A 22588-nucleotide genomic window follows, 5' to 3' on the forward strand; every position below is an offset into this window, starting at 1 on the left:
CGGGCGCCCGGCCCGGGCCCCCGCCTGGGGCCCGGGGCCCCCCCCCCGGCCCGCCCCCCCCCCCCCCCCGCCCGGCCCCCCCCCCCCCCCCCCCCCCCCCCCGGGGGGGGGGGGGGGGGGCCGGCCCCCCCCCCCCCCCCCCCACGACGGGGGCGGCAGGGTCATGCGTCGCGGCGCCTGAGCGTGATCGCCGCGGCCACCAGCAGCACCACGGTGTACCCCGCGAGGACGGCGTAGCCGACCCACGGGTCCAGCAGGACGTCCGTCGGGGCGCCGCGGGAGATGACCCGCTCGCCGGCGACGCTCGGCAGCAGCTTGTTGACCCAGTCGGTCCACGCCGCGTCGGAGGCCTGGACCACGATGTTGAAGATCAGCGGCACCACGAAGAAGATCGCGACGATCGTGAAGATGGCGCCCGCGCTGTGCCGCATGAGGGTGCCGACGGCCAGGGAGAACGCCGCCACGGTGGCGAGGTAGAGCACGCAGCCGGCCAGCGCCCGTACCTGCTCGCCGTCGGACAGGTCCACGCTCATCCCGGCGTCCTCGAGCAGCGGCGCCGTGGAGAAGTACGCGATCGCGAGGGCGACGGTCACCACGACGGCGGTGGTGAGCACGATGACGACCAGCTTGGCCCACAGCACGGGAAGGCGGCGCGGCACGGCCGCGAACGTGGACCGCACGGTGCCCGTGGAGTACTCGCTGGTGACGATGAGCGTGGCCAGCACGCCCACGGCGAGGGCGCCGAACGAGTAGCCGAACGTCACGATCGTCGTGCCGGTGAGCCCGATCGCCTGCAGGCCCGGGTCCTGGGACATCCCCTCCGACATCTCGGGCGTCTGGGCCGCCACGCGCATGATCGCGGCCATCATCAGCGCGAGCCCCACCATGACGACGGCGGTGACCACCACGGTCCACACCGTGGAGCGCAGCGTGCGGAACTTGATCCACTCGCCGCGCAGCACGCGGCCGAACGTGACGCGGTGGACGACGACGGCGGGCGCGGTGTCGCGGGCCGGCGCGGTGGCGGTGCTCATCGGGGCGCTCCGTCCGAGGTCGGGGGACCGCCCGGGGACTCCGTCTGGTACTCGACCGAGTCGGCGGTCAGCTCGAGGTAGGCCTCCTCGAGCGTGGAGGACACCGGCGTCAGCTCGTGCAGCACGACGCCGCCCGCGGCGGCCAGCTCGCCCACCCGGGCGGCGTCGAGGCCGGAGACCTCGAAGGCACCGTCGTCGCCCGGCGCGACGTCGCCGCCCTCGCGCCGCAGCGCGTCGGCGAGGTCGGCGGCCCGCGGGGAGCGGACGCGCACCGTGCGGCGGGACGCGCCGTCGACGAGGTCCTGCACCGGGGTGTCCGCGAGGATGCGGCCCTTGCCGATGACGATCACGTGGTCGGCCGTCAGCGCCACCTCGCTCATGAGGTGGCTGGACAGGAAGACCGTGCGGCCCTCCGACGCCAGGTACCGGGCCAGGTTGCGCACCCACAGCACGCCCTCGGGGTCGAGGCCGTTCACCGGCTCGTCGAGGATCAGGGTGCGCGGGTCGCCGAGCAGCGCGACGGCGATGCCGAGGCGCTGGCCCATGCCGAGCGAGAAACCGCCCACGCGCTTGCGGGCCACCGTCGTGAGGCCGGTGAGCTCGATGACCTCGTCCACCCGCGCCGGGCCGATCCCGTGCGTGGCGGCCAGGGCCAGCAGGTGCTGGCGCGCCGTCCGGCCCGGGTGCGCGGCCTTGGCCTCCAGCAGCGCGCCCACCTCGGCCAGCGGCTCGGCGTGCTGCGCGTACGGGCGGCCGTTGACGGTGACCGTCCCCGCGGTGGGCCGGTCGAGGCCCATGATCATGCGCATCGTGGTGGACTTGCCGGCGCCGTTCGGCCCGAGGAAGCCCGTCACGGTGCCCGGCTGCACGGTGAACGTCACGTCGTCCACCGCGAGCTTGGGTCCGTATCGCTTGGTCAGGCCGTGTGCCTCGATCATGTCGCCCCTGGATCGTCGTCTCGGGTGCCGTCGTCGTGGGTCACGGGTCCTTCCCGAGCCTACGTGCCGGTCACGGCCGCGGCACGGGCAGGGAGCGGGTGATTCGGGCGGGTGCGGCATGATGCGGCCGTGCCTCCCGGACCGCGCCCCAGCCCGCCGTCGGACGACCTCGACCTGGCTCTGCGGGCGGCGCTCTCCGGCGCCGACCTGGGGCTCCGGTACTTCGCGCACGTGCAGGAGCTCGCGCGCGAGCACAAGCTCGACGGGTCCGTCGTGACCGAGGCCGACCTCGCGGTCGAGGAGCAGGTGCGCGGCGTGCTGCTCGCGGCGCGGCCCGACGACGCCTTCCTCGGCGAGGAGACGGGGGAGCTCGGCGGCGGGCGGCGCCGGTGGATCCTCGACGGCATCGACGGGACCCTCGTGGGCGACGACCGGTGGCAGACCCTGATCGCGCTCGAGGAGGACGGGGAGGTGACCGTCGGCGTCGCGATCGTGCCCGCGCAGGGACAGGTCTGGTACGCGGCACGGGGTCGGGGGGCGTACGTCGCGGACGTCGTCGAGGGCGGCGTCACCGGCGCGCGGCCCCTGCGGGTCGGTCCGCCGCCGGCGTCCGACCGCGCGTCCCGGACCGCGGTGCTGCCCCCGGTCGCGATGGTGCCGGAGCGGTTCCGGCCCGAGGTGGACCGGCTGGTCGCGGCGGTCGAGCCCGTGGACTGGCGCGTGCACGGGGCCCTGCTCGTCGCGGCGGGCGAGCTCGACCTCGCGGTCCAGGTGGGCGGCAAGGTGTGGGACTACGCGCCGCTGTCGCTGATCGTCGCCGAGGCGGGCGGCGTCTTCGGGGGCGACCACGGGCAGCCGCACCCCGTGACGGGAACCGGGGTGTTCGGCTGCGACGAGGCGACCGCCGAGGCCGCGCGGGGCGTCCTCGGACAGGGTCGCTGACCCGGGAACGTCTCGGCGACGCCGCGCGTTGCCTACGATGAGTCGCACGGCCAGCGACCCGGCACTGCGCGCGCGACGACCCGTCGTCGGGCACCCGGCAGCCGCGACCAGGAGGAGTTCATGAGCAACCCCGTCTTCTCGAACAGCGACGTCTTCGGCGAGCCCCGCCGCAACGGCGCGCGCCAGGGGGCCCGGCCCGGGGGCACCGCGACGGCCCAGCCGCAGTACGGGCAGGTCGCCTACGGTGCCGGTTCCGCGGGCACGACCGGTGCGCAGGCCGCTGACGCGGCGTCGCTCGAGAACATGTACCAGGCGCCCTCGGCGACGACGGCCGACACCAAGCGTCTCACCTACGACGACGTCGTGATCAAGACGGGCGGGCTGCTCGCGCTGCTCGTCGTCGTCGCGGCAGCCACCTGGACGCTGAACCCGAACCTGTGGCCTGTCGGCATGGTCGTCGGTCTCGTGCTCGGCCTGGTGAACGCGTTCAAGCGCAACCCCAGCCCCGTGCTGATCATGCTGTACACGGTGGCGCAGGGCGTGTTCCTCGGTGGCATCTCGGCCTACTACGAGTCGTTCTACGACGGCGTGGTCGGTCAGGCCGTGCTCGCCACGATCTGCACCTTCGGTGCTGCTCTCCTGCTGTTCCGCTCCGGCAAGGTCCGCGTCACGCCGAAGTTCACGCGCTGGCTCCTCATCGCGATGGTGGGCTACCTGGTCTTCTCGCTCGTCAACGTGGTGCTCGTCTGGACGGGCGTCCTGGATGGCTGGGGCATGCGGGGCGGCACGCTGGGAATCATCATCGGCCTCGTCGCGGTCGGCCTCGCCGCCGCGTCGCTGATCGTCGACTTCGACTCGATCAAGCGCGGCGTGGAGCAGGGTGTCCCGGCCAAGTTCGCGTGGTCCGCAGCGTTCGGCCTGCTGGTCACGCTGATCTGGCTGTACCTGGAGTTCCTGCGCCTGCTGGCGATCTTCCAGAGCGGCGACTGACGCTCGACCCGTCACGGCGACGGCCGGCCACCCCGCGGGGGTGGCCGGCCGTCGCCGTTCGTCGCCGTTCGCCGCCGCCCCGATCAGTCGCGGGCGGCCAGGCGGTGCGCGGCCCAGGCGACGAGGCCCAGGCCGACGGCCATGAGCGCGCCGTGCCCGACGCGCACGGCGGGGGTGCCGAAGAACTGGGGCAGGTAGAGCACCAGGCCGCCGGCGAGGACCACCCCCGACCAGCGCGGGGCCGCGCCGCCGCGCCACAGGGCGACGGCGGCGAGCACGCCGCCCGCGGCGACCAGGGCCAGGCCGAGGCCGAAGAGGGTCATGGCGGCGGGCTGCTCCCGCAGCACGTCGACGTCGGCGAGGAGGGCGGTGTCGCCCGTCCGCAGCGCGGCCTGGGCGAGGGTGCGGATGCCGAAGATCTCGGCGCCGAAGTACAGGGCGCTGAGCCCGGCGCCGGCCCACGCGGTCACGACCGCGGCCGTGGCCGCCCGGGCGCCGGGCCGCCCGCGCAGCAGCGACCGCACCCCGAGGAGCGTCGGCGCGAGCAGCCCGAGCCCGGCGATCCCGCACAGGTGGGCGACCACCCAGCGGTCGGACGCGAAGCCGGCGGCGAGGGCGAGGGTCGGCACGGACTCGTCCGGCCAGGGCCGCAGGGCGGGGAAGAGCAGCAGGAGCGCGCCCGCGGCGACCGCGCCGGCCACGGTCCAGCGCGCCACCGCGGGGGACAGCGCGGCGTCGGGCGGCGTGGACGGAGTGGACGGCGCGGACGGAGTGGACGGCGTGGTGCGGGCGGGGGCCGGGTGCGGTGCGGCGGTCATGGCTGCTCCTTCGGGGCGGCCGACGGCGGCGCGTCGGCGAGGGCGGTGACGCCGGCGACGAGCATGTCGACGACGGCGTCGAAGCTGCGGTCGAGGTCCTCCGGGAGGCGGAACCCGCCGCCCAGCTCGAGGGTGATGAAGCCGTGCACTCCCGCGCGCACGGCGCGCACCGCGTCGATGGTGCGGTCGTCGGGGAGCCCGAAGCCGTGCAGCACCGCCCCGACGAGGGCGACGACGCGGGTCGCCGCGGCGCGGTGCTCGGCGTCCTCGGCGACGTCGGGGTCGGGGTCCGGCGCGAGCTGGGTGGCCGCGTACCGGCCCGGGTGCGCGAGGGCGTAGCCGCGCCAGGCCCGGGCGAGGGAGCGCAGGGCGTCCGGGCCGGCGCGGCCGACGGTCGCGGCGGCGGAGGTCGTGGTCATCTCCTCCAGCGCGACGAGCGCCACGTGCCGGCGCAGCGCGGCCAGGGAGCCGACGTGCTTGTACAGGCTCGGGGTGGCGACCCCGGCGGACGCGGCGACCTTCGCGAGCGTGAGGTCGGCGAGCCCCGTCGGCCCGCCGGCGTCCACCTGCTCGAGCGCGATGCGCACGACGGCGTCGCGGGACAGGCCCGCCCTAGGCACGGGCACCCCGCTCGTCGGCGCCGTCGCGCTCGTCGTCGTGCCGGGCGGCGGGCAGGCCCGCGAGGAACTCGACGACGGCCGGGGTCACGACCTCGGGCGCCTGGTGCTGCGGGTAGTGGCCGACGCCGGGCACGAGGAGCTGGTCGCCGCCGAGCGCGTCACGCATGCGCCCGAGCTCGGCGCCGGCGTCCTTGTAGTCGGGGTCGAGCTCGCCGACGACGACGAGCGACGGCGCCTCGACCGAGGGGACCAGCGGCTCGATGACGGAGTGGTCGAGCGCGACGGCCAGGTCGCGGAAGGAGCGCAGGTGCGCCGGGTCGGACATGCTGCGGCGGATCCCCGCGACGTGCTCCGCGTGCCGGGGGGACTTGCGGCCCTTCGCGAACATCGAGGTGTACAGGGAGGCCCACGCCGCGGCGCCCCACGGGCGGACGAACAGCGCGCGGTACAGCAGGCGGTAGGTCCGGGCCTGGGCGGGCGAGGCGGTCTCGCGCAGGTGGGGGGCGAGGAGCACGAGCCCGCGCACCAGCTCGGGGCGCTGCGCCGCGGCCCAGACGGCGGCGGAGCCGCCCATCGAGCTGCCGACCAGCACCGCGGGCCCGGCGTCGAGGTGCTCGACGAGGGCCACGAGGTCGGTGCCGGTGGCGACGTCCCCGTGCGTGCGGAAGGTGGTGTCGGAGTCGCCGTGGCCGCGCAGGTCGGCGACGACGACACGGTGGCCGGCGGCGACGAGCGCGGGGACGAGGTCGTCGTACGTGGAGCGGAGGTCGCCCATGCCGGGCACCGCGACCACGAGCGGGCCGGTGCCCGCGTCCGTGTAGGCGATGCGCCCCTCGGGGCGGCCGAGGTACCGGAGCGACGCGGTCGGGTTGATGTCCATAGCCGCAAAGCTAATCCCATTAGCCGAACGGCGCAAGAGGTTCGTCGAAAAAAGTTCTGCGCCCGTGTCGATCCCGTCGTTCCCCGTTCGACCTGGGGATGAGAGGGTCGCCAGGAGGGTGGCCGCGATCACGACAGGGAGCACCACGATGGCCAAGTACATGCTGATCATGCGGGCCGACGACGCGTCGCAGCGCGCGTTCGAGGAGTCCGGCCTCAGCTTCGACGACATGCTCGAGCGGATGGGCCGCTACAACGACTCGCTGATCGACGCGGGTGTGCTGGTGGCCGCCGAGGGGCTCGACGCGCCGGAGAAGGGCGTCGTCGTCGACTACTCGGGCGACGAGGTGGTGGTGACCGACGGGCCGTACGGCGAGACCAAGGAGCTGTTCAACGGCTACTGGATCCTCCAGGTCGACACGATCGACGACGCCGTCGCCTGGGCGCGGAAGGCGCCGCTCGCCGGGCCGGGGGTGAAGGCCGAGATCCGCCGCGTCCCGTCGATCGACGAGTTCCCGCAGGACAACGAGTGGGTGCGCCGGGAGCGCGCCTGGCGCGAGCGCACCCACCAGCTCTGAGCCGGCGATCCGCCGACACCCCCCACGACCGAACGGAGTGATGACGATGCCGAAGTACATGCTGATCATGCGCGGGACCGACGAGGGCCAGGCTGCCTACGAGGAGCTCGACTTCACCGAGGTCATCGCGGCGATGGGCCGCTACAACGAGTCGATGATGGACGCGGGTGTGCTCGCCGCCGGCGAGGGCCTGGCCGACGCGTCGGAGGGCGCCGTCGTCGACTTCACCACCGACACGCCCGTCGTGACCGACGGCCCCTACGGCGAGACGAAGGAGCTGTTCAACGGCTTCTGGATCGTCGACGTCGCCTCCAAGGAGGAGGCGATCGAGTGGGCCAAGCGGGCGCCGCTGAGCGGTGCGGGCACCAAGCTCGAGGTGCGCCGCGTGAACGCGGTCGAGGACTTCCCGCAGGACAACGAGTGGATCGAGAAGGAGAAGGGCTGGCGCGAGCAGCAGGCCGAGCAGGCCCAGCAGGGCCGGTGACCTCGCCGGTGACCTCGCCGTCGACCTCGCCGTCGACCGGGGACGGGGGCCGCGCCGACGACGGCGCGGCCTCCCGTCGCGCCGTCGAGGCGGTGTGGCGCATCGAGTCCAGCAGGATCGTCGGCGCGCTCGCCCGGTACACGAACGACTTCGCGCTCGCCGAGGACGTCGCGTCCGAGGCGCTCGCGGAGGCGCTGGTGGCCTGGCCGCGGGACGGCGTGCCGCGAGACCCGACGGCGTGGTTGTTGGCCACCGGCCGCCGTCGCGCCATCGACGCCTTCCGCCGCCGGGCCGGGCGCGACGAGCGGTACGCGGCGCTCGCCCGCGACCTCGGGGAGGGTGGCGTGGTGACCGGCGGGTCCGGCACGGCGGTCGAGGTGGGCGACGACCTCCTGTGGGACCCGGACCGCATCGACGACGACCGGCTCGCTCTGCTGTTCGTCTCCTGCCACCCGGTGCTCGCCAAGGAGGCGCGCGTCGCGCTGACGCTGCGGGTCGTGGGCGGCCTGACCAGCGAGGAGATCGCCCGGGCGTTCCTGCTGCCGGTGCCGACCGTGCAGGCGCGCATCACGCGGGCGAAGAAGACGCTGGCCGCCGCGCGCGTGCCGTTCGAGGTGCCCACCGCCGCGGACCGGCCCGAGCGGCTCGGCTCGGTGCTCAACGTCCTCTACCTCATCTTCTCGGAGGGCTCGACGGCGTCCGCGGGCGACGACTGGATGCGCCCCGACCTGGCCTACGAGGCGGTGCGGCTGGCACGCGTGCTGACGCGCCTCGTCCCCGACGAGCCGGAGGCGCACGGGCTGCTCGCGCTCCTCGAGCTCACCGCGGCGCGGTTCCCCGCCCGGACCGGCCCCGACGGGGAGCCGGTGCTGCTGGAGGACCAGGATCGACGGCGGTGGGACCGGTCGGCGGTCGGCCGAGGGCGGGACGCGCTCGCGCGGGCGGTCGCCGTGGGGCGTGGCCTCGGCCCGTACGGGCTGCAGGCGGCGATCGCCGAGCAGCACGACACGGCCCGCTCCGTGGCGACCACCGACTGGGAGCGGATCGTGCTGCTCTACGAGGCGCTGGGCCGCGTGGCGCCGTCGCCCGTCGTCGAGCTCAACCGGGCGGTCGCGGTCGCGATGGCGTCCGGGCCGGCCGCGGGGCTCGCCATGGTCGACGACCTCGTGGCCCGCGAGGTGCTGTCCGGCTCCTACCTGATGCCGTCGGTGCGCGGGGAGCTGCTGGCGCGGCTGGGCCGCCGCGACGAGGCCCGCGAGGAGCTCGAGCTCGCCGCCCGCCTGTGCGGCAACGCCCGCGAGCGCGGCGTGCTGGAGCGCAAGGCCGCCGGCCTCTGACCGACGACCTGTCAGGTCGGGCTCGACCCCCGGGCCGCCCGGGCAGGTCGGCGGGGGAGGGTGGCGACGGCGACGCCGGCCAGCGCGAGCACGCCGCCCAGCAGGACGACGGGTGCGGGGACCTCGTCGAGCAGCGCCCACGACAGGAGCACCACGAGCGGCGGCACCGCGTAGGTGGAGGCGGCCGCCCGGCCGGCGCTCACGCGGGCGAGCGCGTAGGCCCAGGTGGTGAACGCGATCGCCGTCGGGAAGATCCCGAGGTAGACGACGCCGAGCAGGGACGACGTCGGCGCGGCCGCGGCCTGCGTGACGAGCGCCGGGAGGAACGGCAGCGCCGCGACCGTGCCCGCGAGGCACCCGAGCCAGGTCATGGTGAGCGCGTCGACCTGGGGGAGCAGGCGCTTCTGCAGCGTGGCGGCGCCCGCGTAGAGGACGGCGGAGGCGAGGCCGAGCACGACGCCCGCGACGTCGAAGCGGCCCGACGTCGTCGCGACGGCGATGACGACCACGCCGGTGAACGCGACGGCGATGCCGGCCAGCAGCCGCCGCGGGAAGCCCTCGCGCAGCAGCACCCCCGCCAGCACGGCGACCAGCATCGGCGCGATGTTGACCAGCAGCGCGGTGGTGCCGGCGTCGAGGTGCTGCTCGGCCGCGTTGAGCGTGAGGTTGTAGGCGCCGAACCACGCGACGCCCCACGCCAGCACGAGGACCAGCAGCCGGCCGCGGGGGAGGCGCACGGGGGTGCGGCGGCGCAGGCGCGCGACGCCGAGGATCACGGACAGCGCGGCGGTGCCGACGGCGACCCGGCCGAGCGTGAGCGCCCCGGCGTCGAGGTCGTGGCCGACGGCGCGCACGCCGACGAACGCGGACGCCCACAGCACCACGGTGACGGCCATCGCCGTCGCGGTGAGCGCGCCGAGCGGGGCCGGGCGGGCGGGGGCGGCGACGCGCGTGACGTCGGGGGTCCTCGTGGCCATGCGCCGATCCTGCCCTGCCACGACCCATCAGCACCAGTTCAGATATCTACCGAATACTTCAGTCTCGCTGTAGGGTCACGACATGCTCGACGTCCACCGCCTCCGCGTCTTCCGTTCCGTGGTCGCCAGCGGCTCCGTCGCCGCGGCGGCCGGCAACCTCGGCTACACGCCGTCGGCCGTGAGCCAGCACGTCGCCGCGCTGCAGCGCGAGACCGGCCTGCAGCTGCTCGCGCGCCACGGCCGGGGCGTCCGGCCCACGGCGGCGGGCCAGGCGCTCGCCGCCCAGGCCGACGGCCTGCTCGCCCGGCTGGGGGAGGTGGAGACGTTCGTGGCCGACCTGCGCTCCGGCCGGTCCGGCAGCCTGTCGATCGCGTACTTCGCGTCGGTCGGCTCCGCCTGGCTGCCCGCCGTCGTCAGCACGCTCACCGAGGGCTTCCCGGGCGTGCGGCTCGACCTCGAGCTCACCGAGGAGATCCCGTCCGACCCGTCCCGGCGCGCCGACGTGCAGCTCGCCGTCGCGCAGCCCGACTTCCGGCCCGCCGCGGGCACCACCGCCCACCACCTGCTCGACGACCCCTACGTCGCCGTCGTCCGCGACGACCACCCGCTGGCCGGCCGGGACGAGATCGAGCTGGCCGAGCTGGTCGGCGACCGGTGGATCGACAACGACTTCGCCCGCGGGTGGTGCCGCCGCAACCTGCTCGAGGCGTGCCGCGCGGCCGGGTTCAGCCCCGCCTTCGCCGTCGAGGCGCACGACTACCCGACGGCGCTCGCGTTCGTCGCCGCCGGCATCGGCATCACCGTGCTCCCCGCGCTCGGCTCCGCGAAGCCCGCCGCCGGCACCGTCGCCGTCCCCGTGGTGCGGCCCGTGCCGGTGCGGTCCATCTACGCGCTCGTCCAGGACGCCGTCGCCGACACCCCGCCGGTGCGGGCGGCGCTCGCGGCGCTGCACGACGCCGCCGGGTCGTCGATGGCGTCCGCGTCGTAGGCTGGACGACGCACTGCCGCGCGGGCCCCGCCCCGCGGCTCCCGGACGAAGACGAGGTACCCCTGTGACCACGCTCCCCACCGCCACCGGCGGCTTCGGCGACAAGCCCCAGATCACGTTCCCCGAGGGCGACGCGCCCGCCGGCCTGCAGGTGCAGGTGCTCACCGAGGGCGCCGGCCCGGTGGTCGACGCCGGCCGCACCATCGTCGTGAACTACCTCGGCCAGACCTGGGGCGGCGGGGTGTTCGACAACTCCTACGACCGCGGCCAGACCATCGACTTCCCGATCGGCGTCGGCGCCGTCATCGGCGGCTGGGACAAGGGCCTCGTCGGCCGCAACGTCGGCGACCGCGTCCTGCTGTCCATCCCGGCCGAGCACGGCTACGGCCAGCGCGGCGTGCCGCAGGCCGGCATCCCCGGCGGCGCGACGCTCGTCTTCGTCGTCGACGTCGTCGGCGTGCGCTGACCTCGCACCGCTCCTGACGAGGGGCCGTCACCCGTCCGGGTGGCGGCCCCTCGTCGTGCGGCGACCGCCGCCGGTCAGCCCTCGGCGGGCTCGACCAGCAGGGTCGTGTGCTGGTTCTCCAGGCCCTCGACCATCACGAGCGTGCAGGCCGTGACGCGGCCCCGCCAGGTCGCCGCGACCGGCAGGTCCGGGCGCGGGTCGAGGGGGTAGCGGTTCGGCGTGAAGCTGTTGCCTCCGTTGCCGCCGGCCGACGCGTGGACGTGGTTCATGTAGCGGATCCCGGTGTCGAGGTCGACCACCACGGGGTGCGACGACGGCTCCGCGCCCGCGAATCCCCGCCGCTTCTTCTCCGGCCGGGTGTCCGTGAACTCCGTGATCTCGACGGCGTGCCCGACGGCGATCGGCGCGGGGTAGTTGAGGGTGACGGTGCGCGGCATGGCCTCACCCTAGGGGCCGGGGTGCGGGCGTCAGCGGCGGCGGGACCGGGTGACGGTGAACTTCGGGTTCTGCTCGATGTGCACGGTGGGCCCGACGTCGCGGGTCAGTGCCTGGCGGTAGTGCAGGGCGGTGTTGAAGACGCACCACAGCTCGCCGCCCTGGCGCAGCGCGCGCCCGGCCGCGCGGAACATCCGGTGCGCGGCGTCGGTGCGCACGGCGGCGCGGTCGTGGAACGGCGGGTTGAGCAGGATCAGGTCGAGGCTCGCGGGCTCGAGGTCCTCGCCCGCGTCGTCGCGCAGCACGGCGACGCGCTCGCCGACGCCGTTGGCCGCCGCCGTGGCCCTCGTCGAGGCGACCGCCGCGGCGGAGCGGTCCGTCGCGAGCACCCGCGCCTCGGGGTAGCGGAGCGCGAGGACGGTGGCGAGCAGGCCGGTGCCGCTGCCCAGGTCGAGGGCGTCGTGCACGCGGTCCGCGGCGGGCCACTTCGCCGCCGTCGTGAGCAGGAAGCGGGTGCCCAGGTCGAGCGACGGGCCGGCGAACGTGCCGCCGTGCGAGGCGACGGTGATCCCGTCCGGCGCCGATCCCTCGGCGGAGGCGGCCGTGAGCAGCTCGGCGTCGCGCAGGACGGCGCGGACGGGGAAGCTGGGCTCGGCGTCGCGCGCCTCGGGCCGCACGCCCGACGCGACGAGCACCCGGGACTTCTGGCGCGCGAGGCTGGCGCGGACGTCGGCGAACGACGCGGCCAGCACGTCGTTCATCGAGCGGGACATGTGCTTGACCCGGCCGCCCGCGAGGACGGTGACGTCCTCGGCGGCGTGCCGGGCGATCGCCTCGGCGATCTCGGTGAGCTCCGCGAGCGACGGCGGGAGCTGCAGCAGCACCACGCGGGCGCCGCCCAGCAGGTGCTCGTCGACCCGGTCGCGGAGGTCGATCTCCACGGAGGGCCGGTCCCCGCGCACGAGGTCCAGGACGCCCGCGCCGGCCAGGTTCCGCTCCAGCGCCGCCTCGGCGGTGACGGTGTCCGTGCACGACCGTACGTCCGGGGCGCCCAGGGTCGCGGCGCCGAGGGTCAGCGCGCCGAACCGGTCGCCGAGGACCACCACGTCGCCGGGCCCGGCTTCCGCGAGCAGGGGCGCGGCCTCGTCGAGCAGCAGCCGGTCGGTGGCGTCGACGGCGACGGGGCCGTCGGCGCGGGAGCCGTCGTCGGGCCACGGGGTGAGGGACGCGAGGACGGTGGCGAGCCGCGAGGTCGGGTCGGTGGTGACGGGCGTGTCGTCGGGCGCGGGGGAGTGGTGCACCCGTCCAGTGTCCCCGACCGGACCTCGTCCTGCGGACCGGGCGGCCTGGGCGGCCCGGCGGCGCCCTACCCTGGCGCCATGAGCGAAGCCCCTGACGCGCCGGAGCCGACGTCGACCGCGCGGGTGTCGATCACCTACTGCACGCAGTGCCGGTGGCTGATGCGCGCGGCGTGGGTGGCGCAGGAGCTGCTGCAGACGTTCCGCACCCGCCTCGCGGAGGTGGCCATCGTGCCGGGCACGGGCGGGGTGTTCCGCGTCGAGCTCGAGCCGGGTGACGGTCGTCCCGTGGTGCTGCTGTGGGACCGCGCCGTCGAGGGCGGGTTCCCGGAGATCCCGCCGCTCAAGAAGGCGATCCGCGACGCCGTCGCGCCGGATCTCTCCCTGGGCCACACGGACCGGGTCCAGCCGGGCCGTTGAGCCGATCGGTTCGGCAGCTCGTCGATCGCGTCGGCACGTCCGCCTGCCGACGTGATCGACCGCCTGCCGAACCGAACCGATCGGGAGGGGAGCTCAGCGGGAGCGGCGCTCCGCGCGGGCGGCCTTCTCGGCCTTCTTGGCGGCCTCGGCCGCGACGCGGTCCTCCTCCTCGCGCACCTTCGCCGCGGTCTCGCGCTCGGAGACGAGCCAGGCCGGCGGGTCCTGCCGCAGCTCGTCGATCTGCTCGGTGGTCAGCGGCTCGGTGATGCCGCCGCGCGCGAGACCGGCGATCGAGACGCCGAGCCGCCCCGCGACGACGGGCCGCGGGTGCGGGCCCTGACGGCGCAGGTCGTCGAGCCACTGCGGGGGGTTCTTCTCGAGCTCCTCGAGCTCGGCGCGCGTGATGCCGTGCTCCTGGAACTCGGGCGGCGTGGCGGGCAGGTACACCCCGAGCTTCTTCGCCGCGTTCGTCGGCTTGAGGACCTGCTGGGAGAAGGGGGTTCCGGCCATGGCCCCAGCGTAGTCGCGGCGGACGGCACGGCACGCCCACGTAGCCTGGACCCGTGACCTCCCAGCCGGGCGATGCCCTCGACGACCCCGCGGACGACGCCCCCGGGGAGCAGCCCGACGACGGGCGCCCGACGTTCCGGCTCGGGTACGTGCCGGGCGCGACGCCGGGCCGCTGGGCCGGTACCTGGCGCGACCGGCTCCCCGACGTCCGCCTGGAGCTGGTGCAGGTCGGGGCCGCCGACGCGCCCGCCGCGCTGGCCGAGCGGCGCGTGGACGCCGCCGTCCTGCGCCTGCCGGTGGACGGCGACGTGCTGCACGCCATCCCCCTGTACACGGAGCTGCCCGTCGCGGTCGTGTCGCGCGACCACCTGCTCGCCGCCACCGAGGAGGAGGAGGTCGTGACGGCGGACGACCTCGCCGACGACGTGGTGTGGCTGGCCGCCGACGACGTCCTCTACCCGGGCGACGCCGCGACGCCCGGCCGCAGGCCGGAGCCGTACGACGACGGCGCGGGCGGCGTCGTCGAGCCGGAGCGGCCCGGCACCGCGGCGGACGTGATCGCCCTGGTGGCGACGGGCGTCGGCGTCACCGTCGTGCCGATGTCGCTGGCTCGCCTGCACCGGCGCAAGGACGTCACGTACCGGGTGCTCGACGGCGGCCCCGACGCCCCCGTGGGCCTCGCGTGGCTGGTCGACGGGCTGTCCGACGACGAGCGTGAGCTCGTCGAGGAGATGATCGGCATCGTGCGCGGCCGCACCGTGAACAGCTCGCGGGGGCGGGCCGGTCGCGAGCGCGCGGAGGCGGCCGAGCCGGCCCGCGACGCCGCGGACGCACGGCGTGCGGCCGGGCGGCGCGAGGGGGGTCGCGGCGACTCGCGCGGGGGCGGCCAGCCCGGGGCGCGACGCCCGCGCGGCGGGGGGAAGCCGGGCCGCGGACGTCCGCGTGGAGGCCGCGGGAAGCGCTGACGGCCGCCCGGTCGTCGTGGGCGACTCGTCCGGAAATTTCACCCTTCCCCGGGCAGATCGGACTCGCTAGCATTCCGGCGCGGCCGGAGGCCGCACCACCTGCTGATGCGGTCGATCCCGCCTGCCCCTGGAGTCTTCGTGCGCCTACCCGCCGTCCTCGGAGCATCGCTCCTCTTGCTCGCCTCTCTCGCGGTCGCCGGCCCGGCGTCGGCCTCGCCGCCGGGGCAGTGGCAGGGTCCGGGCGACTCGCGCACCGGCGCGCGCTGGGACGGCGGCTCGGCGGCGTACGACGGCAGGACGTACAGCTGGCCCGAGAGCACCCGCTCCTGGGACGGCGACGTCTGCCCGAACATGGACGAGCCGAAGAAGGACACGACCGGTGACCCGGAGACGGTGAAGCTCGTGGCCCCCGAGGGCAAGCTCATCTCGGCGTACTGCATCAAGTCGGGCTCGGCGAACCAGGGCGAGGGCCCGAAGATCGTCACCCTCGACATGCCGGTCGCCGAGCTGGTCATCGCCTACCCGACCACGAACCGGGGCGGGAAGAACATCTGCCGCGGCATCAGCCACTACGCCGTGGCGTACGTGGACGCGCCGAAGCCCGGGGAGACGACCCCGCCCACGGGCGAGGAGACGACGCCGCCGGAGAACCCTGGCACCCCGGAGGAGCCGGGCACGCCGGAGCAGCCGGAGAACCCGGGCACCCCGGAGGAGCCGGGCACGCCGGAGCAGCCGGAGAACCCCGGTACCCCGGAGGAGCCGGGCACGCCCGAGCAGCCCGGCACGCCGGTCGACGAGACCCCGGCCGAGCCCACGCCGTCGGACGAGCCGTCCACGCTCCCCAAGGCGCCGACCGACGGCTCGACCCCGGGCATGGGCGGCGCGGACTACGAGGACGCGGCGACCGTCGTGGACGAGGTGAGCACGGGCGACGGGACGGTCGGGAGCGCGCAGGAGCAGTCGGCGGCCGTCGCGGCGCCGGACTCGCTGCCCGTCACGGGCGCGCAGGTGCTCGGCTTCGCGATGGCCGCGGTCGCGCTGCTCGGCGCGGGCGCGGGCGCGCTGATCTGGGTCCGCCAGCGCCGCGCGAGCTGACGCCCGCCCGCCGACGACCGCCGGCTCAGCCGGCCGAGACCGCCGCCAGAGCGCGCACGGTGTCCACCGTGTCCGCCTCGGCGGCGGTCTTGTCGTCCCGGTAGCGGACGACGCGCGCGAACCGCAGGGCCATGCCGCCCGGGTAACGGGTGGAGCGCTGGACGCCGTCGAAGGCGATCTCCACCACCTGCTCGGGCCGCACCTGCACGACGTACTCCGACCCGTCGGCGGGAGACGTCGCGAGCTCGGTGAACCGCTCCGTCTGCCAGGCGAGCATCTGGTCGGTCATGCCCTTGAAGGTCTTGCCGAGCATGACGAAGCCGCCGGTGGCGGGGTCGCGGGCGCCGAGGTGGATGTTCGACAGCCAGCCCTTCCGGCGGCCGGAGCCCCACTCGACGGCGAGCACGACGAGGTCGAGGGTGTGCCGCGGCTTGACCTTGACCCAGCCGGCGCCGCGGCGCCCCGCCGCGTAGGGGGCGCCGAGGTCCTTGAGGACGAGGCCCTCCTGGCCGGCGGCGACGGTGTCGGCGAAGAACCGTTCGACCTCGCCGACGTCGGCGGACACCAGGCGCGGCACCACCACCTCGGGCGGCAGGACCCGGTCGAGGACGGCGAGCCGTTCGGCGGCGGGCGCGTCGATGAGGTCGGTGCCGTCGTGGTGCAGCACGTCGAAGAAGCGCACGCTGAGCGGCACGGCGGCGCTGCCGGCCTCGGCGTCGTGGCTGCCGGTGCGGGCCGCGGTCTCCTGGAACGGGCGCGGCCGGCCGGCGTCGTCGAGGGCGATGGCCTCGCCGTCGAGCACCACGGTCCGCACGTCGAGCGACCGCGCCACGGCCACGACCTCGGGCAGGCGCTCCGTGACGTCGTCGAGCGACCGGGTGAACACGACGACGTCGTCCCCGCGGCGGTGCACCTGCACGCGGATGCCGTCGAGCTTGGTGTCGGCGGCGACGGCGGCGCCCTCGAAGCGTTCCAGGGCGGCGGCGACGTCGGGCGCGGACGCCGCGAGCATCGGCCGCACCGGGCGGCCGGGCTCGAGGCGGAACGCCTGCAGGGCGGGGGCGCCGCCGTCGAGCGCGGCGCGGGCGATCGGCCCGGTGAGGGCGCTGAACATCGCGGCGCGCCGCACGTCCGGCAGCGGGACGTCGGCCGCGGCCGCGATCGCGTCGAGCAGCAGCGAGTCGAGCGCGCCCTGGCGCAGCTCGCCGACCACCAGGCGGCGGACGAAGTCCTGCTCGGCCTCGGTCGCGCGGCCGAACAGGTCGTCGACCGCGGCCCGGCGGGCGGCCTGCGAGCCGGCACCCGCCAGGTGCTCGAGGTGGTCGAGGGCGGCGTCGACGTCGAGGGGGCCGAGCGACGGCTCGGCCGCCGGCGACGGCAGGGAGGCCAGCGAACGCCAGCCCAGGCCGGTGCGGCGCTGCCGGGGTCGCCCCGAGAGGAACGCCGCGACGACCTCGACCTCGTCGCCCGCGTCGGCCGCGCGCAGCGCGTCCGCGAGGAGCTCGCGCTTGCGCAGCCGCGATCGCGTCGCGGCGACGGCGGAGTGCGTGGCGACCAGGTCGGCGAGCAGCACCCGACGATCGTCGCACCCGCATCCGACGCTGTCGCGGCGCCGGCGTCGCCGCGCAGCCCTGGGCGGCACCGCGTGCGCCGCCGCGCGCCGGCTGCGAGCGTGGGGCGATGCGGGCCGACGGGGACGAGGACCAGGGCGAGCTGGGCACGGTCGCGGTGCTCTCGGACGTGCACGGCGTGCTGCCCGTGCTGGAGGCGGTGCTTGCCGAGCCGGACGTGCGGGCGGCGGACGCCGTCGTCGTCACCGGCGACCACGCCGCCGGCCCGCAGCCCGCGGAGGTGCTCGACCGGCTGCGCGCCCTGGGCGACCGGGCCGTGCTGGTGCGGGGCAACGCCGACCGCGAGCTCGTGGCGCACGCCCGCGACGGGAGCGGGCCGGTGCCCGACGCCGTCACCCCGTGGGCGGCGGCGCAGCTGCGGCCCGCCGACGTCGACCTCCTGGCCGGGCTGCCGCACCCCGTCGAGCTGCGCGTGCGCGGGTTCGGCCGGGTGGTCGCGTGCCACGGGACGCCGCGGGACGACGAGGAGGTGGTGCTCGTCGACTCGTCGCTCGAGCGCTGGGCCGACGTGCTGGGCGGGCTCGACGGCGACGTCACCACCGTGCTGTGCGGGCACACGCACATGCCGTTCGTGCGGCTCGTGGACCGGCGGCTGGTGGTGAACCCGGGCAGCGTCGGGATGCCGTACGGCCGCGCGGGCGGGTCGTGGGCGCTGCTGCGCGACGGCCAGGTCGAGCTGCGGCACACGCAGGTGGACGTCGACGCAGCGGTGGAGGCCGTGGTCGCCGGGTCGGCCTTCCCCGGTGCCCGCGCGTGGGCGGACGAGTACCTGCGGTCGGCGGCGAGCGACGCCGACGCGCTGGCCGCGTTCGGCCCGCGGGACGGGCGCGCGGCCCGCCCCGCGGGGGAGGCTCAGAGCTCCTCGTAGACCGCCGGGTCCTGGTCGTTGGTGCGGCCGTCGGGGCGGCCGAGGCCGGTGATCCGGTCCATCTCGTCGGCGGTGAGCTCGAAGGAGAACAGGTCGAGGTTGTCGGCCTGGCGCTCCGGGCTCGACGCCTTGGGGATCGGCACGACGCCGAGCTGCACGTGCCAGCGCAGGATCGCGCGGGCGGGGGAGACGCCGTGCGCGGCCGCCACGGCGGTGACGACGGGGTCGTTCAGCAGCGCGTTCGCCCGCCCGATGGGGCTCCACGCCTCGGTGACGACGCCGCGCGCGGCGTCGGCGGCGCGCTGCTCGGCCTGCGGGAAGTACGGGTGCAGCTCGACCTGGTTCACGACCGGGGTCACGCCGGTGGCCTCGATGACGGCGTCGAGGTGCTCGGGCAGGAAGTTCGACACCCCGACGTGCCGGACCAGACCGCGCTCGCGGCAGTCGACGAGCGCCTGGTACGCCTCGACGTACTTCCCGACCCGCGGGTTGGGCCAGTGGATGAGGTACAGGTCGAGGTGGTCGAGGCCGGTGCGCAGCACGGACTCCTCGACGGTGGCGACGGCCTCGTCGTAGGCGTGCCGGCGGCCGGGCAGCTTGGAGGTGACGAGCAGCTCGTCGCGCGGGACGGACGCGGCGCGCACGGCGCGGCCCACGGCGCCCTCGTTCTCGTAGCTGAACGCGGAGTCGATCAGGCGGTAGCCCGCGTCGATCGCGCGGGCGATCGTGTCGGCGCCGGCCGAGCCCTTGAGCTTGTAGGTGCCGAAGCCGACTGCCGGGATCGTGGTGCCGTCGGCGGCCGTGCGGGTGGGGACCTCGGGCGGGGTGGGGTGGTCGCTCATGCCCCTATTCCACACCCGTCGCCCGGCGCGGCCCCTAGGGTGGCGGCGTGATCACGGTGCCGTCCTCGTTCCGCGCGATGCCGCGCTGGTGGCACGACGACGCCGGTCGCGACTGGCTGGACGACCTGCCCTCGCGGGTGGCCGCGCGGTGCGCGGCTTGGGGCCTCGCCGTCGACGGGGAGCCGGCGCACGGCTCGAACGCGCTGGTCGTGCCGGTGCGCCGGGGCGACGAGCGGCTGGCCCTGCGGCTCACACCGACGGGGGACGACGTCGCGGCGGAGGTGCGGGCGCTGCGGGTGTGGGCGGGCCGAGGCACGGTGCTGCTCGTCGACGCCGACGAGGAGGAGGGCGCGACGCTCCTGGAGCGGCTGGACGGCGGCCGGTCGCTGGCGGACGTGCCCCTGGACGCCGCGATCGAGGTGCTCGCGGGGCTCACGCGGACTCTCGCTGTGCCCGCCCCCGACGACGCGCCGTCGACGGCGGGGATCGCCGCAGGACTGACGGAGTCGTTCCCGCGGGAGTGGTCGGCGCTGGGCGAGCCGCTGCCGGCGCCGCAGCTCGACGTCGCGCTCGGCCTCGCCGGGGAGCGTGCCGCCGCGCCGGCGTCGGACCTCGCCGTCGACGGCGACCTGCACCACGAGCAGGTGCTGGCGGGCACGCGCGCGCCCTGGCTCGTCGTCGACCCCGTCCTCTGGCGCGGGGACCCGGAGGCCGACCTCGGCCGCGTGCTGTGGACGCGCCTCGACGAGCTGCCCACCGAGGCGGCAGTCGTCGCCGCCTTCGACGCGTTCGTCCGCGCCGCCGGGGTGCCGCGCGACCGGGCGCGCGCCTGGGTGGTGCTCCGCGCGACGTCCTACCTGCTGTGGGGGCTGGCGCGCGGGCTCACCGAGGACCCGGTGCGCTGCCGCCGCCTGCTCGACGTGTTCGCCTGACCGGCCGGGGACGCGGACGGCCCGCCCCCGGTGCGGGGGCGGGCCGTGCGGGCTGCCTGCGTCAGGCGGCGTCGGGGTAGGGGACGCCGGTGGTCGCGTGGCAGCGGTAGCCGTGCGGGTTCTTCGCGTCGGACAGGTACTCCTGGTGGTAGTCCTCCGCGTAATAGAACGGGCCGGCCTCGACGGCCGGGCGCAGCTCGGTGGTGATCGGGTCGTAGCCCTTGGCGGCGAGGACGGCGGAGTAGATCTCGGCGGTCTCGCGGACGGCCTTCTCCTGCTCCGGGGTGGTCCAGTAGACCGCCGAGCGGTACTGGGTGCCGACGTCGTTGCCCTGCCGGAAGCCCTGCGTCGGGTCGTGCCGCTCCCAGAAGATCTTGAGCAGCTCGGCCTCGGAAACCTTCGTCGGGTCGTAGGCGACGAGCGCGGTCTCGGCGTGCCCGGTGCGCGCCGTGCACACCTCCTCGTACGTCGGGTTGGGCGTGGTGCCGCCCATGTACCCGACGGCCGTGCTCACCACGCCGGGCACCTGCCAGTAGATCTCCTCGGCGCCCCAGAAACAGCCCATCGCCAGGTACAGCACGCGCGTGCCCTCGGGCCACGGGCCGACGATCGAGGTGCCGAGCACCGTGTGCGGGCGGGCGGCGGGCAGCACGGGCGACTCGCGCCCGGGCAGCGCGTCCTCCGGCGCCACCATCGTGCTCTTGCCGGAGCGGCCGAGCAGCTGGTCGAAGATCGAGTTCATCGCGTTACCTCCATTGACCTTCATTGCCCTTCAGGGTCGGGACGCAGAGGTCCCGGTAGGCGCAACGACGTCCGGGGGGCGAGTGTTCCCTCCGGCGCCGGCCGTGGGGGCGAGCCCGGCGACGAGCGCGTCGAGGCCGGCGGCGAACTCGCGGTCCGCCCCGATCGCGGCCACCTGCGCGCCCAGGCGGGCCAACCGGTCGGCGCCGGCCGGGAGGTCCTGGCCGGGCACGATCGCCGTGCGGTCGGGAGTGGCCTGCTCCTCGAGGGTCGCGCCGATGGTGTACCGGGAGACGGCGATGTACGCGAGGACGGCGTCGACGCCGGCGAAGCCGTGCCGCTCGAGCAGCTCCACCTGGGCGAGCGCGTTGGCGGGGTTGGGGGCGCGGGGCCCGGTCGACGCGACGAGCCGCGCGCCGTCGCGGACGGCGAGCATCGCCCGCCGCAGGCTGTGCGCGTTGCGGGCGAGGAAGGCCCGCCAGTCCTCGTCCGGTTCCGGGAGGCGCTCCGTGTGCCACCGGTCGAGCACCTCCGCGGCGGCGGCCGCGAGGACCTCCGCCTTGTTGCGGAAGTGGTGGTAGAGCGCGGGCTGCCGCACCCCGAGGCGGGCGGCCACCGCGTGCAGCGAGAGGCCGTCGAGGCCGCGCTCGTCGAGCACCTCGAGCGTCGCGGCGACGATGGCGCGGCGGTCGAGCAGGGGCGGTCGTGGGGGCACGGCGTCACCGTACCGCCCACCGGCGGGGCGGGCCCGGCAAACTTATCGGTGATAAGTTACGGGCTGACCACCGACACGAAGGAGAGGCCATGACGGACGACGGCTGGAGCGGCACGGTCCGCAAGAAGTCGCGCGGGCTGCTCGACGGGTCCAACCTCTACCGCCGCCTCGAGCTGGAGCTCGACGACGGCACGTCCACCACCGTCCGCGTGGGCAAGGACCTGTGGCGGCAGGTGGAGGTGGGCGACCGCCTGGTCAAGGACGCCGACGGCGACCCCCGCCCCGCCTGACGGGACGCGCGCGGCCGGGGGCGGCGAGCCGGGGCGGCCGCGACCCCCGGGGGCGGCAGGATGGGCGACGCCCGACCCGTCCCCGAGGAGACGAAGCGATGACCACGGACCGGCCCGCGGACCTGCCCGACCAGCTCCTGCTGCCAGACCCGGCCGGGTGGCGCGCGTGGCTCGACGAGCACGAGGGCTCCTGCCCCGACGGCGTGTGGCTGGTGCTCGCGAAGAAGGGCCGCCCGTCGCCCACGACGCTCACCCACGCCACCGCGCTGGAGGAGGCGCTGTGCAGCGGCTGGATCGACGCGCAGATGCGCAGCCTGGGCGCCGACTCGATGCTGCAGCGGTTCTGCCCGCGGCGGCCGCGCAGCCGGTGGTCGGTCCGCAACCAGGAGATCGTCGCCCGCCTCGCCGAGGAGGGGCGGATGCGTCCGCGCGGCCGGGCGGAGATCGACGCGGCGAAGGCGGACGGACGCTGGGAGGCTGCCTACCACGGCTCCGCGCGCGCCGAGGTGCCGGACGACCTCGGTGCGGCGATCGCGGCCAGCCCTGCGGCGGCGGCGATGTTCGAGGTGCTCACGGCGCAGAACCGGTACGCGATCCTGCACCGCCTGGGCGCCCTCAGGACGGCGGAGGCGCGCGAGCGCAACGTCGCGAAGTACGTCGCGATGCTCGAGCGCGGCGAGACCCTCTACCCGCAGAAGCGCCGCCCGAAGGCCTGACCTGTGGACGCGCTGTGAAGATCGAGGCCCGGGCCGGGGCCGTGCGGGGGCGCCCTCGCGCGACGGGCCCGCGCGCCAC

27 protein-coding genes are annotated in these 22588 nt (G+C 75.9%); 14 read left to right on the plus strand and 13 right to left on the minus strand.

Annotation, left to right across the window (positions count from 1 at the left end; all coding sequences use genetic code 11):
- Positions 1–161: 161 nt before the first annotated feature.
- Both ACFU9A_RS19940 and ACFU9A_RS19945 read right to left on the minus strand, forming a co-directional pair.
- On the minus strand, positions 162–1034 hold the full coding sequence (locus ACFU9A_RS19940; protein WP_430577047.1) for an ABC transporter permease subunit: 873 nt from the start codon (positions 1032–1034) through the stop codon (positions 162–164).
- Entirely contained in the window at positions 1031–1972 is a 942-nt protein-coding gene (locus ACFU9A_RS19945) for an ABC transporter ATP-binding protein (RefSeq protein WP_430577048.1), read from the minus strand. Before ACFU9A_RS19945 ends, ACFU9A_RS19940 begins: the two co-directional genes overlap by 4 nt.
- Positions 1973–2101: 129 nt before the next feature.
- Here ACFU9A_RS19945 and ACFU9A_RS19950 point away from each other — a divergent pair, with 129 nt between their 5' ends.
- Positions 2102–2914, plus strand: a complete 813-nt coding sequence (locus ACFU9A_RS19950; protein ID WP_430577049.1) for an inositol monophosphatase family protein — start codon at positions 2102–2104, stop codon at positions 2912–2914.
- 120 nt (positions 2915–3034) lie between these two features.
- Entirely contained in the window at positions 3035–3904 is an 870-nt protein-coding gene (locus ACFU9A_RS19955; protein WP_430577050.1) for a Bax inhibitor-1/YccA family protein, read from the plus strand.
- A gap of 83 nt (positions 3905–3987) precedes the next feature.
- Here ACFU9A_RS19955 and ACFU9A_RS19960 read toward each other — a convergent pair whose 3' ends face one another.
- From ACFU9A_RS19960 to ACFU9A_RS19970, 3 genes are read right to left on the minus strand one after another with little or no spacing between them, the layout of a single operon-like run.
- Positions 3988–4722: a hypothetical protein gene (locus ACFU9A_RS19960; protein ID WP_430577051.1), complete on the minus strand. Its 735-nt coding sequence runs from the start codon at positions 4720–4722 to the stop codon at positions 3988–3990.
- Positions 4719–5348: a TetR/AcrR family transcriptional regulator gene (locus tag ACFU9A_RS19965; protein ID WP_430577052.1), complete on the minus strand. Its 630-nt coding sequence runs from the start codon at positions 5346–5348 to the stop codon at positions 4719–4721. The genes ACFU9A_RS19960 and ACFU9A_RS19965 overlap by 4 nt, the downstream gene beginning before the upstream one ends.
- A complete protein-coding gene (locus tag ACFU9A_RS19970; protein WP_430577053.1) occupies positions 5335–6222 on the minus strand; it encodes an alpha/beta fold hydrolase in 888 nt (295 codons plus the stop codon). The genes ACFU9A_RS19965 and ACFU9A_RS19970 overlap by 14 nt, the downstream gene beginning before the upstream one ends.
- Positions 6223–6370: 148 nt before the next feature.
- Between ACFU9A_RS19970 and ACFU9A_RS19975 the strand changes: the two genes are divergently transcribed.
- The 3 genes from ACFU9A_RS19975 (at position 6371) to ACFU9A_RS19985 (ending at position 8620) form a co-directional block, all read left to right on the plus strand.
- Complete coding sequence (locus tag ACFU9A_RS19975; protein WP_430577054.1) at positions 6371–6799, plus strand: YciI family protein; 429 nt, start codon at positions 6371–6373, stop codon at positions 6797–6799.
- Between the two features lie 46 nt (positions 6800–6845).
- Positions 6846–7283, plus strand: coding sequence for a YciI family protein (locus ACFU9A_RS19980; RefSeq protein ID WP_430577055.1), 438 nt, complete (start codon positions 6846–6848; stop codon positions 7281–7283).
- A gap of 92 nt (positions 7284–7375) precedes the next feature.
- A complete protein-coding gene (locus ACFU9A_RS19985) occupies positions 7376–8620 on the plus strand; it encodes an RNA polymerase sigma factor (RefSeq protein WP_430577379.1) in 1245 nt (414 codons plus the stop codon).
- 11 nt (positions 8621–8631) lie between these two features.
- On the opposite strand, the gene ACFU9A_RS19990 is transcribed toward ACFU9A_RS19985, so the two are convergent.
- Entirely contained in the window at positions 8632–9597 is a 966-nt protein-coding gene (locus ACFU9A_RS19990) for a DMT family transporter (RefSeq protein WP_430577056.1), read from the minus strand.
- An 82-nt stretch (positions 9598–9679) separates the two neighbouring features.
- Between ACFU9A_RS19990 and ACFU9A_RS19995 the strand changes: the two genes are divergently transcribed.
- Positions 9680–10585, plus strand: a complete 906-nt coding sequence (locus tag ACFU9A_RS19995; protein ID WP_430577057.1) for a LysR family transcriptional regulator — start codon at positions 9680–9682, stop codon at positions 10583–10585.
- Positions 10586–10649: 64 nt separating this feature from the next.
- Positions 10650–11051, plus strand: a complete 402-nt coding sequence (locus ACFU9A_RS20000; RefSeq protein WP_430577058.1) for an FKBP-type peptidyl-prolyl cis-trans isomerase — start codon at positions 10650–10652, stop codon at positions 11049–11051.
- Positions 11052–11125: 74 nt separating this feature from the next.
- On the opposite strand, the gene ACFU9A_RS20005 is transcribed toward ACFU9A_RS20000, so the two are convergent.
- Together ACFU9A_RS20005 and ACFU9A_RS20010 are read right to left on the minus strand one after the other, a co-directional pair.
- A complete protein-coding gene (locus ACFU9A_RS20005; RefSeq protein ID WP_430577059.1) occupies positions 11126–11488 on the minus strand; it encodes a hypothetical protein in 363 nt (120 codons plus the stop codon).
- 30 nt (positions 11489–11518) lie between these two features.
- Positions 11519–12787 (minus strand): class I SAM-dependent methyltransferase, encoded by a 1269-nt coding sequence (locus tag ACFU9A_RS20010; protein WP_430577060.1) that lies wholly within the window; start codon positions 12785–12787, stop codon positions 11519–11521.
- Between the two features lie 78 nt (positions 12788–12865).
- Between ACFU9A_RS20010 and ACFU9A_RS20015 the strand changes: the two genes are divergently transcribed.
- Complete coding sequence (locus ACFU9A_RS20015; RefSeq protein WP_430577061.1) at positions 12866–13204, plus strand: SelT/SelW/SelH family protein; 339 nt, start codon at positions 12866–12868, stop codon at positions 13202–13204.
- Positions 13205–13297: 93 nt separating this feature from the next.
- Here the strand turns inward: ACFU9A_RS20015 and ACFU9A_RS20020 are convergent, their stop codons facing one another.
- Positions 13298–13714, minus strand: coding sequence for a DUF5997 family protein (locus tag ACFU9A_RS20020; RefSeq protein WP_430577062.1), 417 nt, complete (start codon positions 13712–13714; stop codon positions 13298–13300).
- Positions 13715–13767: 53 nt separating this feature from the next.
- Here ACFU9A_RS20020 and ACFU9A_RS20025 point away from each other — a divergent pair, with 53 nt between their 5' ends.
- Both ACFU9A_RS20025 and ACFU9A_RS20030 read left to right on the plus strand, forming a co-directional pair.
- On the plus strand, positions 13768–14679 hold the full coding sequence (locus tag ACFU9A_RS20025) for a LysR substrate-binding domain-containing protein (protein ID WP_430577063.1): 912 nt from the start codon (positions 13768–13770) through the stop codon (positions 14677–14679).
- 174 nt (positions 14680–14853) lie between these two features.
- Entirely contained in the window at positions 14854–15774 is a 921-nt protein-coding gene (locus tag ACFU9A_RS20030; protein WP_430577064.1) for a hypothetical protein, read from the plus strand.
- Positions 15775–15799: 25 nt separating this feature from the next.
- On the opposite strand, the gene ACFU9A_RS20035 is transcribed toward ACFU9A_RS20030, so the two are convergent.
- Positions 15800–17347 (minus strand): ATP-dependent DNA ligase, encoded by a 1548-nt coding sequence (locus tag ACFU9A_RS20035; protein ID WP_430577065.1) that lies wholly within the window; start codon positions 17345–17347, stop codon positions 15800–15802.
- Positions 17348–17454: 107 nt separating this feature from the next.
- Between ACFU9A_RS20035 and ACFU9A_RS20040 the strand changes: the two genes are divergently transcribed.
- Positions 17455–18273, plus strand: coding sequence for a metallophosphoesterase family protein (locus tag ACFU9A_RS20040; protein ID WP_430577066.1), 819 nt, complete (start codon positions 17455–17457; stop codon positions 18271–18273).
- Here ACFU9A_RS20040 and ACFU9A_RS20045 read toward each other — a convergent pair.
- The gene (locus tag ACFU9A_RS20045) at positions 18258–19115 is read right to left on the minus strand and encodes an aldo/keto reductase (protein WP_430577067.1); all 858 of its coding nucleotides are present in this window, start codon (positions 19113–19115) and stop codon (positions 18258–18260) included. The two genes, ACFU9A_RS20040 and ACFU9A_RS20045, sit on opposite strands and share 16 nt — an antisense overlap.
- A 47-nt stretch (positions 19116–19162) precedes the next feature.
- Between ACFU9A_RS20045 and ACFU9A_RS20050 the strand changes: the two genes are divergently transcribed.
- Complete coding sequence (locus tag ACFU9A_RS20050; RefSeq protein ID WP_430577068.1) at positions 19163–20047, plus strand: aminoglycoside phosphotransferase family protein; 885 nt, start codon at positions 19163–19165, stop codon at positions 20045–20047.
- A 61-nt stretch (positions 20048–20108) separates the two neighbouring features.
- Here the strand turns inward: ACFU9A_RS20050 and msrA are convergent, their stop codons facing one another.
- On the minus strand, positions 20109–20789 hold the full coding sequence (gene msrA, locus ACFU9A_RS20055; RefSeq protein ID WP_430577069.1) for a peptide-methionine (S)-S-oxide reductase MsrA: 681 nt from the start codon (positions 20787–20789) through the stop codon (positions 20109–20111).
- Between the two features lie 30 nt (positions 20790–20819).
- Positions 20820–21503, minus strand: a complete 684-nt coding sequence (locus ACFU9A_RS20060; protein WP_430577070.1) for a TetR/AcrR family transcriptional regulator C-terminal domain-containing protein — start codon at positions 21501–21503, stop codon at positions 20820–20822.
- 89 nt (positions 21504–21592) lie between these two features.
- Here ACFU9A_RS20060 and ACFU9A_RS20065 point away from each other — a divergent pair, with 89 nt between their 5' ends.
- Together ACFU9A_RS20065 and ACFU9A_RS20070 are read left to right on the plus strand one after the other, a co-directional pair.
- Positions 21593–21793 (plus strand): hypothetical protein, encoded by a 201-nt coding sequence (locus tag ACFU9A_RS20065; protein WP_430577071.1) that lies wholly within the window; start codon positions 21593–21595, stop codon positions 21791–21793.
- A gap of 98 nt (positions 21794–21891) precedes the next feature.
- Positions 21892–22509, plus strand: a complete 618-nt coding sequence (locus ACFU9A_RS20070; RefSeq protein ID WP_430577072.1) for a YdeI family protein — start codon at positions 21892–21894, stop codon at positions 22507–22509.
- Positions 22510–22588 lie beyond the last annotated feature (79 nt).

This window comes from Isoptericola sp. NPDC057653 (genome assembly GCF_042799955.1).
In the GTDB taxonomy this organism is placed as follows: Bacteria; Actinomycetota; Actinomycetes; order Actinomycetales; family Cellulomonadaceae; genus Isoptericola.

Coding starts and splice junctions, on each gene's coding strand:
- ACFU9A_RS19975 (WP_430577054.1), top strand. CDS start 6,371: ATGGCCAAGTACATGCTGATCATGCGGGCCGACGACGCGTCGCAGCGC.
- ACFU9A_RS20040 (WP_430577066.1), top strand. CDS start 17,455: ATGCGGGCCGACGGGGACGAGGACCAGGGCGAGCTGGGCACGGTCGCG.
- ACFU9A_RS19980 (WP_430577055.1), top strand. CDS start 6,846: ATGCCGAAGTACATGCTGATCATGCGCGGGACCGACGAGGGCCAGGCT.
- ACFU9A_RS19970 (WP_430577053.1), bottom strand. CDS start 6,222: ATGGACATCAACCCGACCGCGTCGCTCCGGTACCTCGGCCGCCCCGAG.
- ACFU9A_RS19990 (WP_430577056.1), bottom strand. CDS start 9,597: ATGGCCACGAGGACCCCCGACGTCACGCGCGTCGCCGCCCCCGCCCGC.
- ACFU9A_RS19995 (WP_430577057.1), top strand. CDS start 9,680: ATGCTCGACGTCCACCGCCTCCGCGTCTTCCGTTCCGTGGTCGCCAGC.
- msrA (WP_430577069.1), bottom strand. CDS start 20,789: ATGAACTCGATCTTCGACCAGCTGCTCGGCCGCTCCGGCAAGAGCACG.
- ACFU9A_RS20045 (WP_430577067.1), bottom strand. CDS start 19,115: ATGAGCGACCACCCCACCCCGCCCGAGGTCCCCACCCGCACGGCCGCC.
- ACFU9A_RS20020 (WP_430577062.1), bottom strand. CDS start 13,714: ATGGCCGGAACCCCCTTCTCCCAGCAGGTCCTCAAGCCGACGAACGCG.
- ACFU9A_RS19945 (WP_430577048.1), bottom strand. CDS start 1,972: ATGATCGAGGCACACGGCCTGACCAAGCGATACGGACCCAAGCTCGCG.
- ACFU9A_RS20070 (WP_430577072.1), top strand. CDS start 21,892: ATGACCACGGACCGGCCCGCGGACCTGCCCGACCAGCTCCTGCTGCCA.
- ACFU9A_RS20005 (WP_430577059.1), bottom strand. CDS start 11,488: ATGCCGCGCACCGTCACCCTCAACTACCCCGCGCCGATCGCCGTCGGG.
- ACFU9A_RS20065 (WP_430577071.1), top strand. CDS start 21,593: ATGACGGACGACGGCTGGAGCGGCACGGTCCGCAAGAAGTCGCGCGGG.
- ACFU9A_RS19955 (WP_430577050.1), top strand. CDS start 3,035: ATGAGCAACCCCGTCTTCTCGAACAGCGACGTCTTCGGCGAGCCCCGC.
- ACFU9A_RS19940 (WP_430577047.1), bottom strand. CDS start 1,034: ATGAGCACCGCCACCGCGCCGGCCCGCGACACCGCGCCCGCCGTCGTC.
- ACFU9A_RS20015 (WP_430577061.1), top strand. CDS start 12,866: ATGAGCGAAGCCCCTGACGCGCCGGAGCCGACGTCGACCGCGCGGGTG.
- ACFU9A_RS19960 (WP_430577051.1), bottom strand. CDS start 4,722: ATGACCGCCGCACCGCACCCGGCCCCCGCCCGCACCACGCCGTCCACT.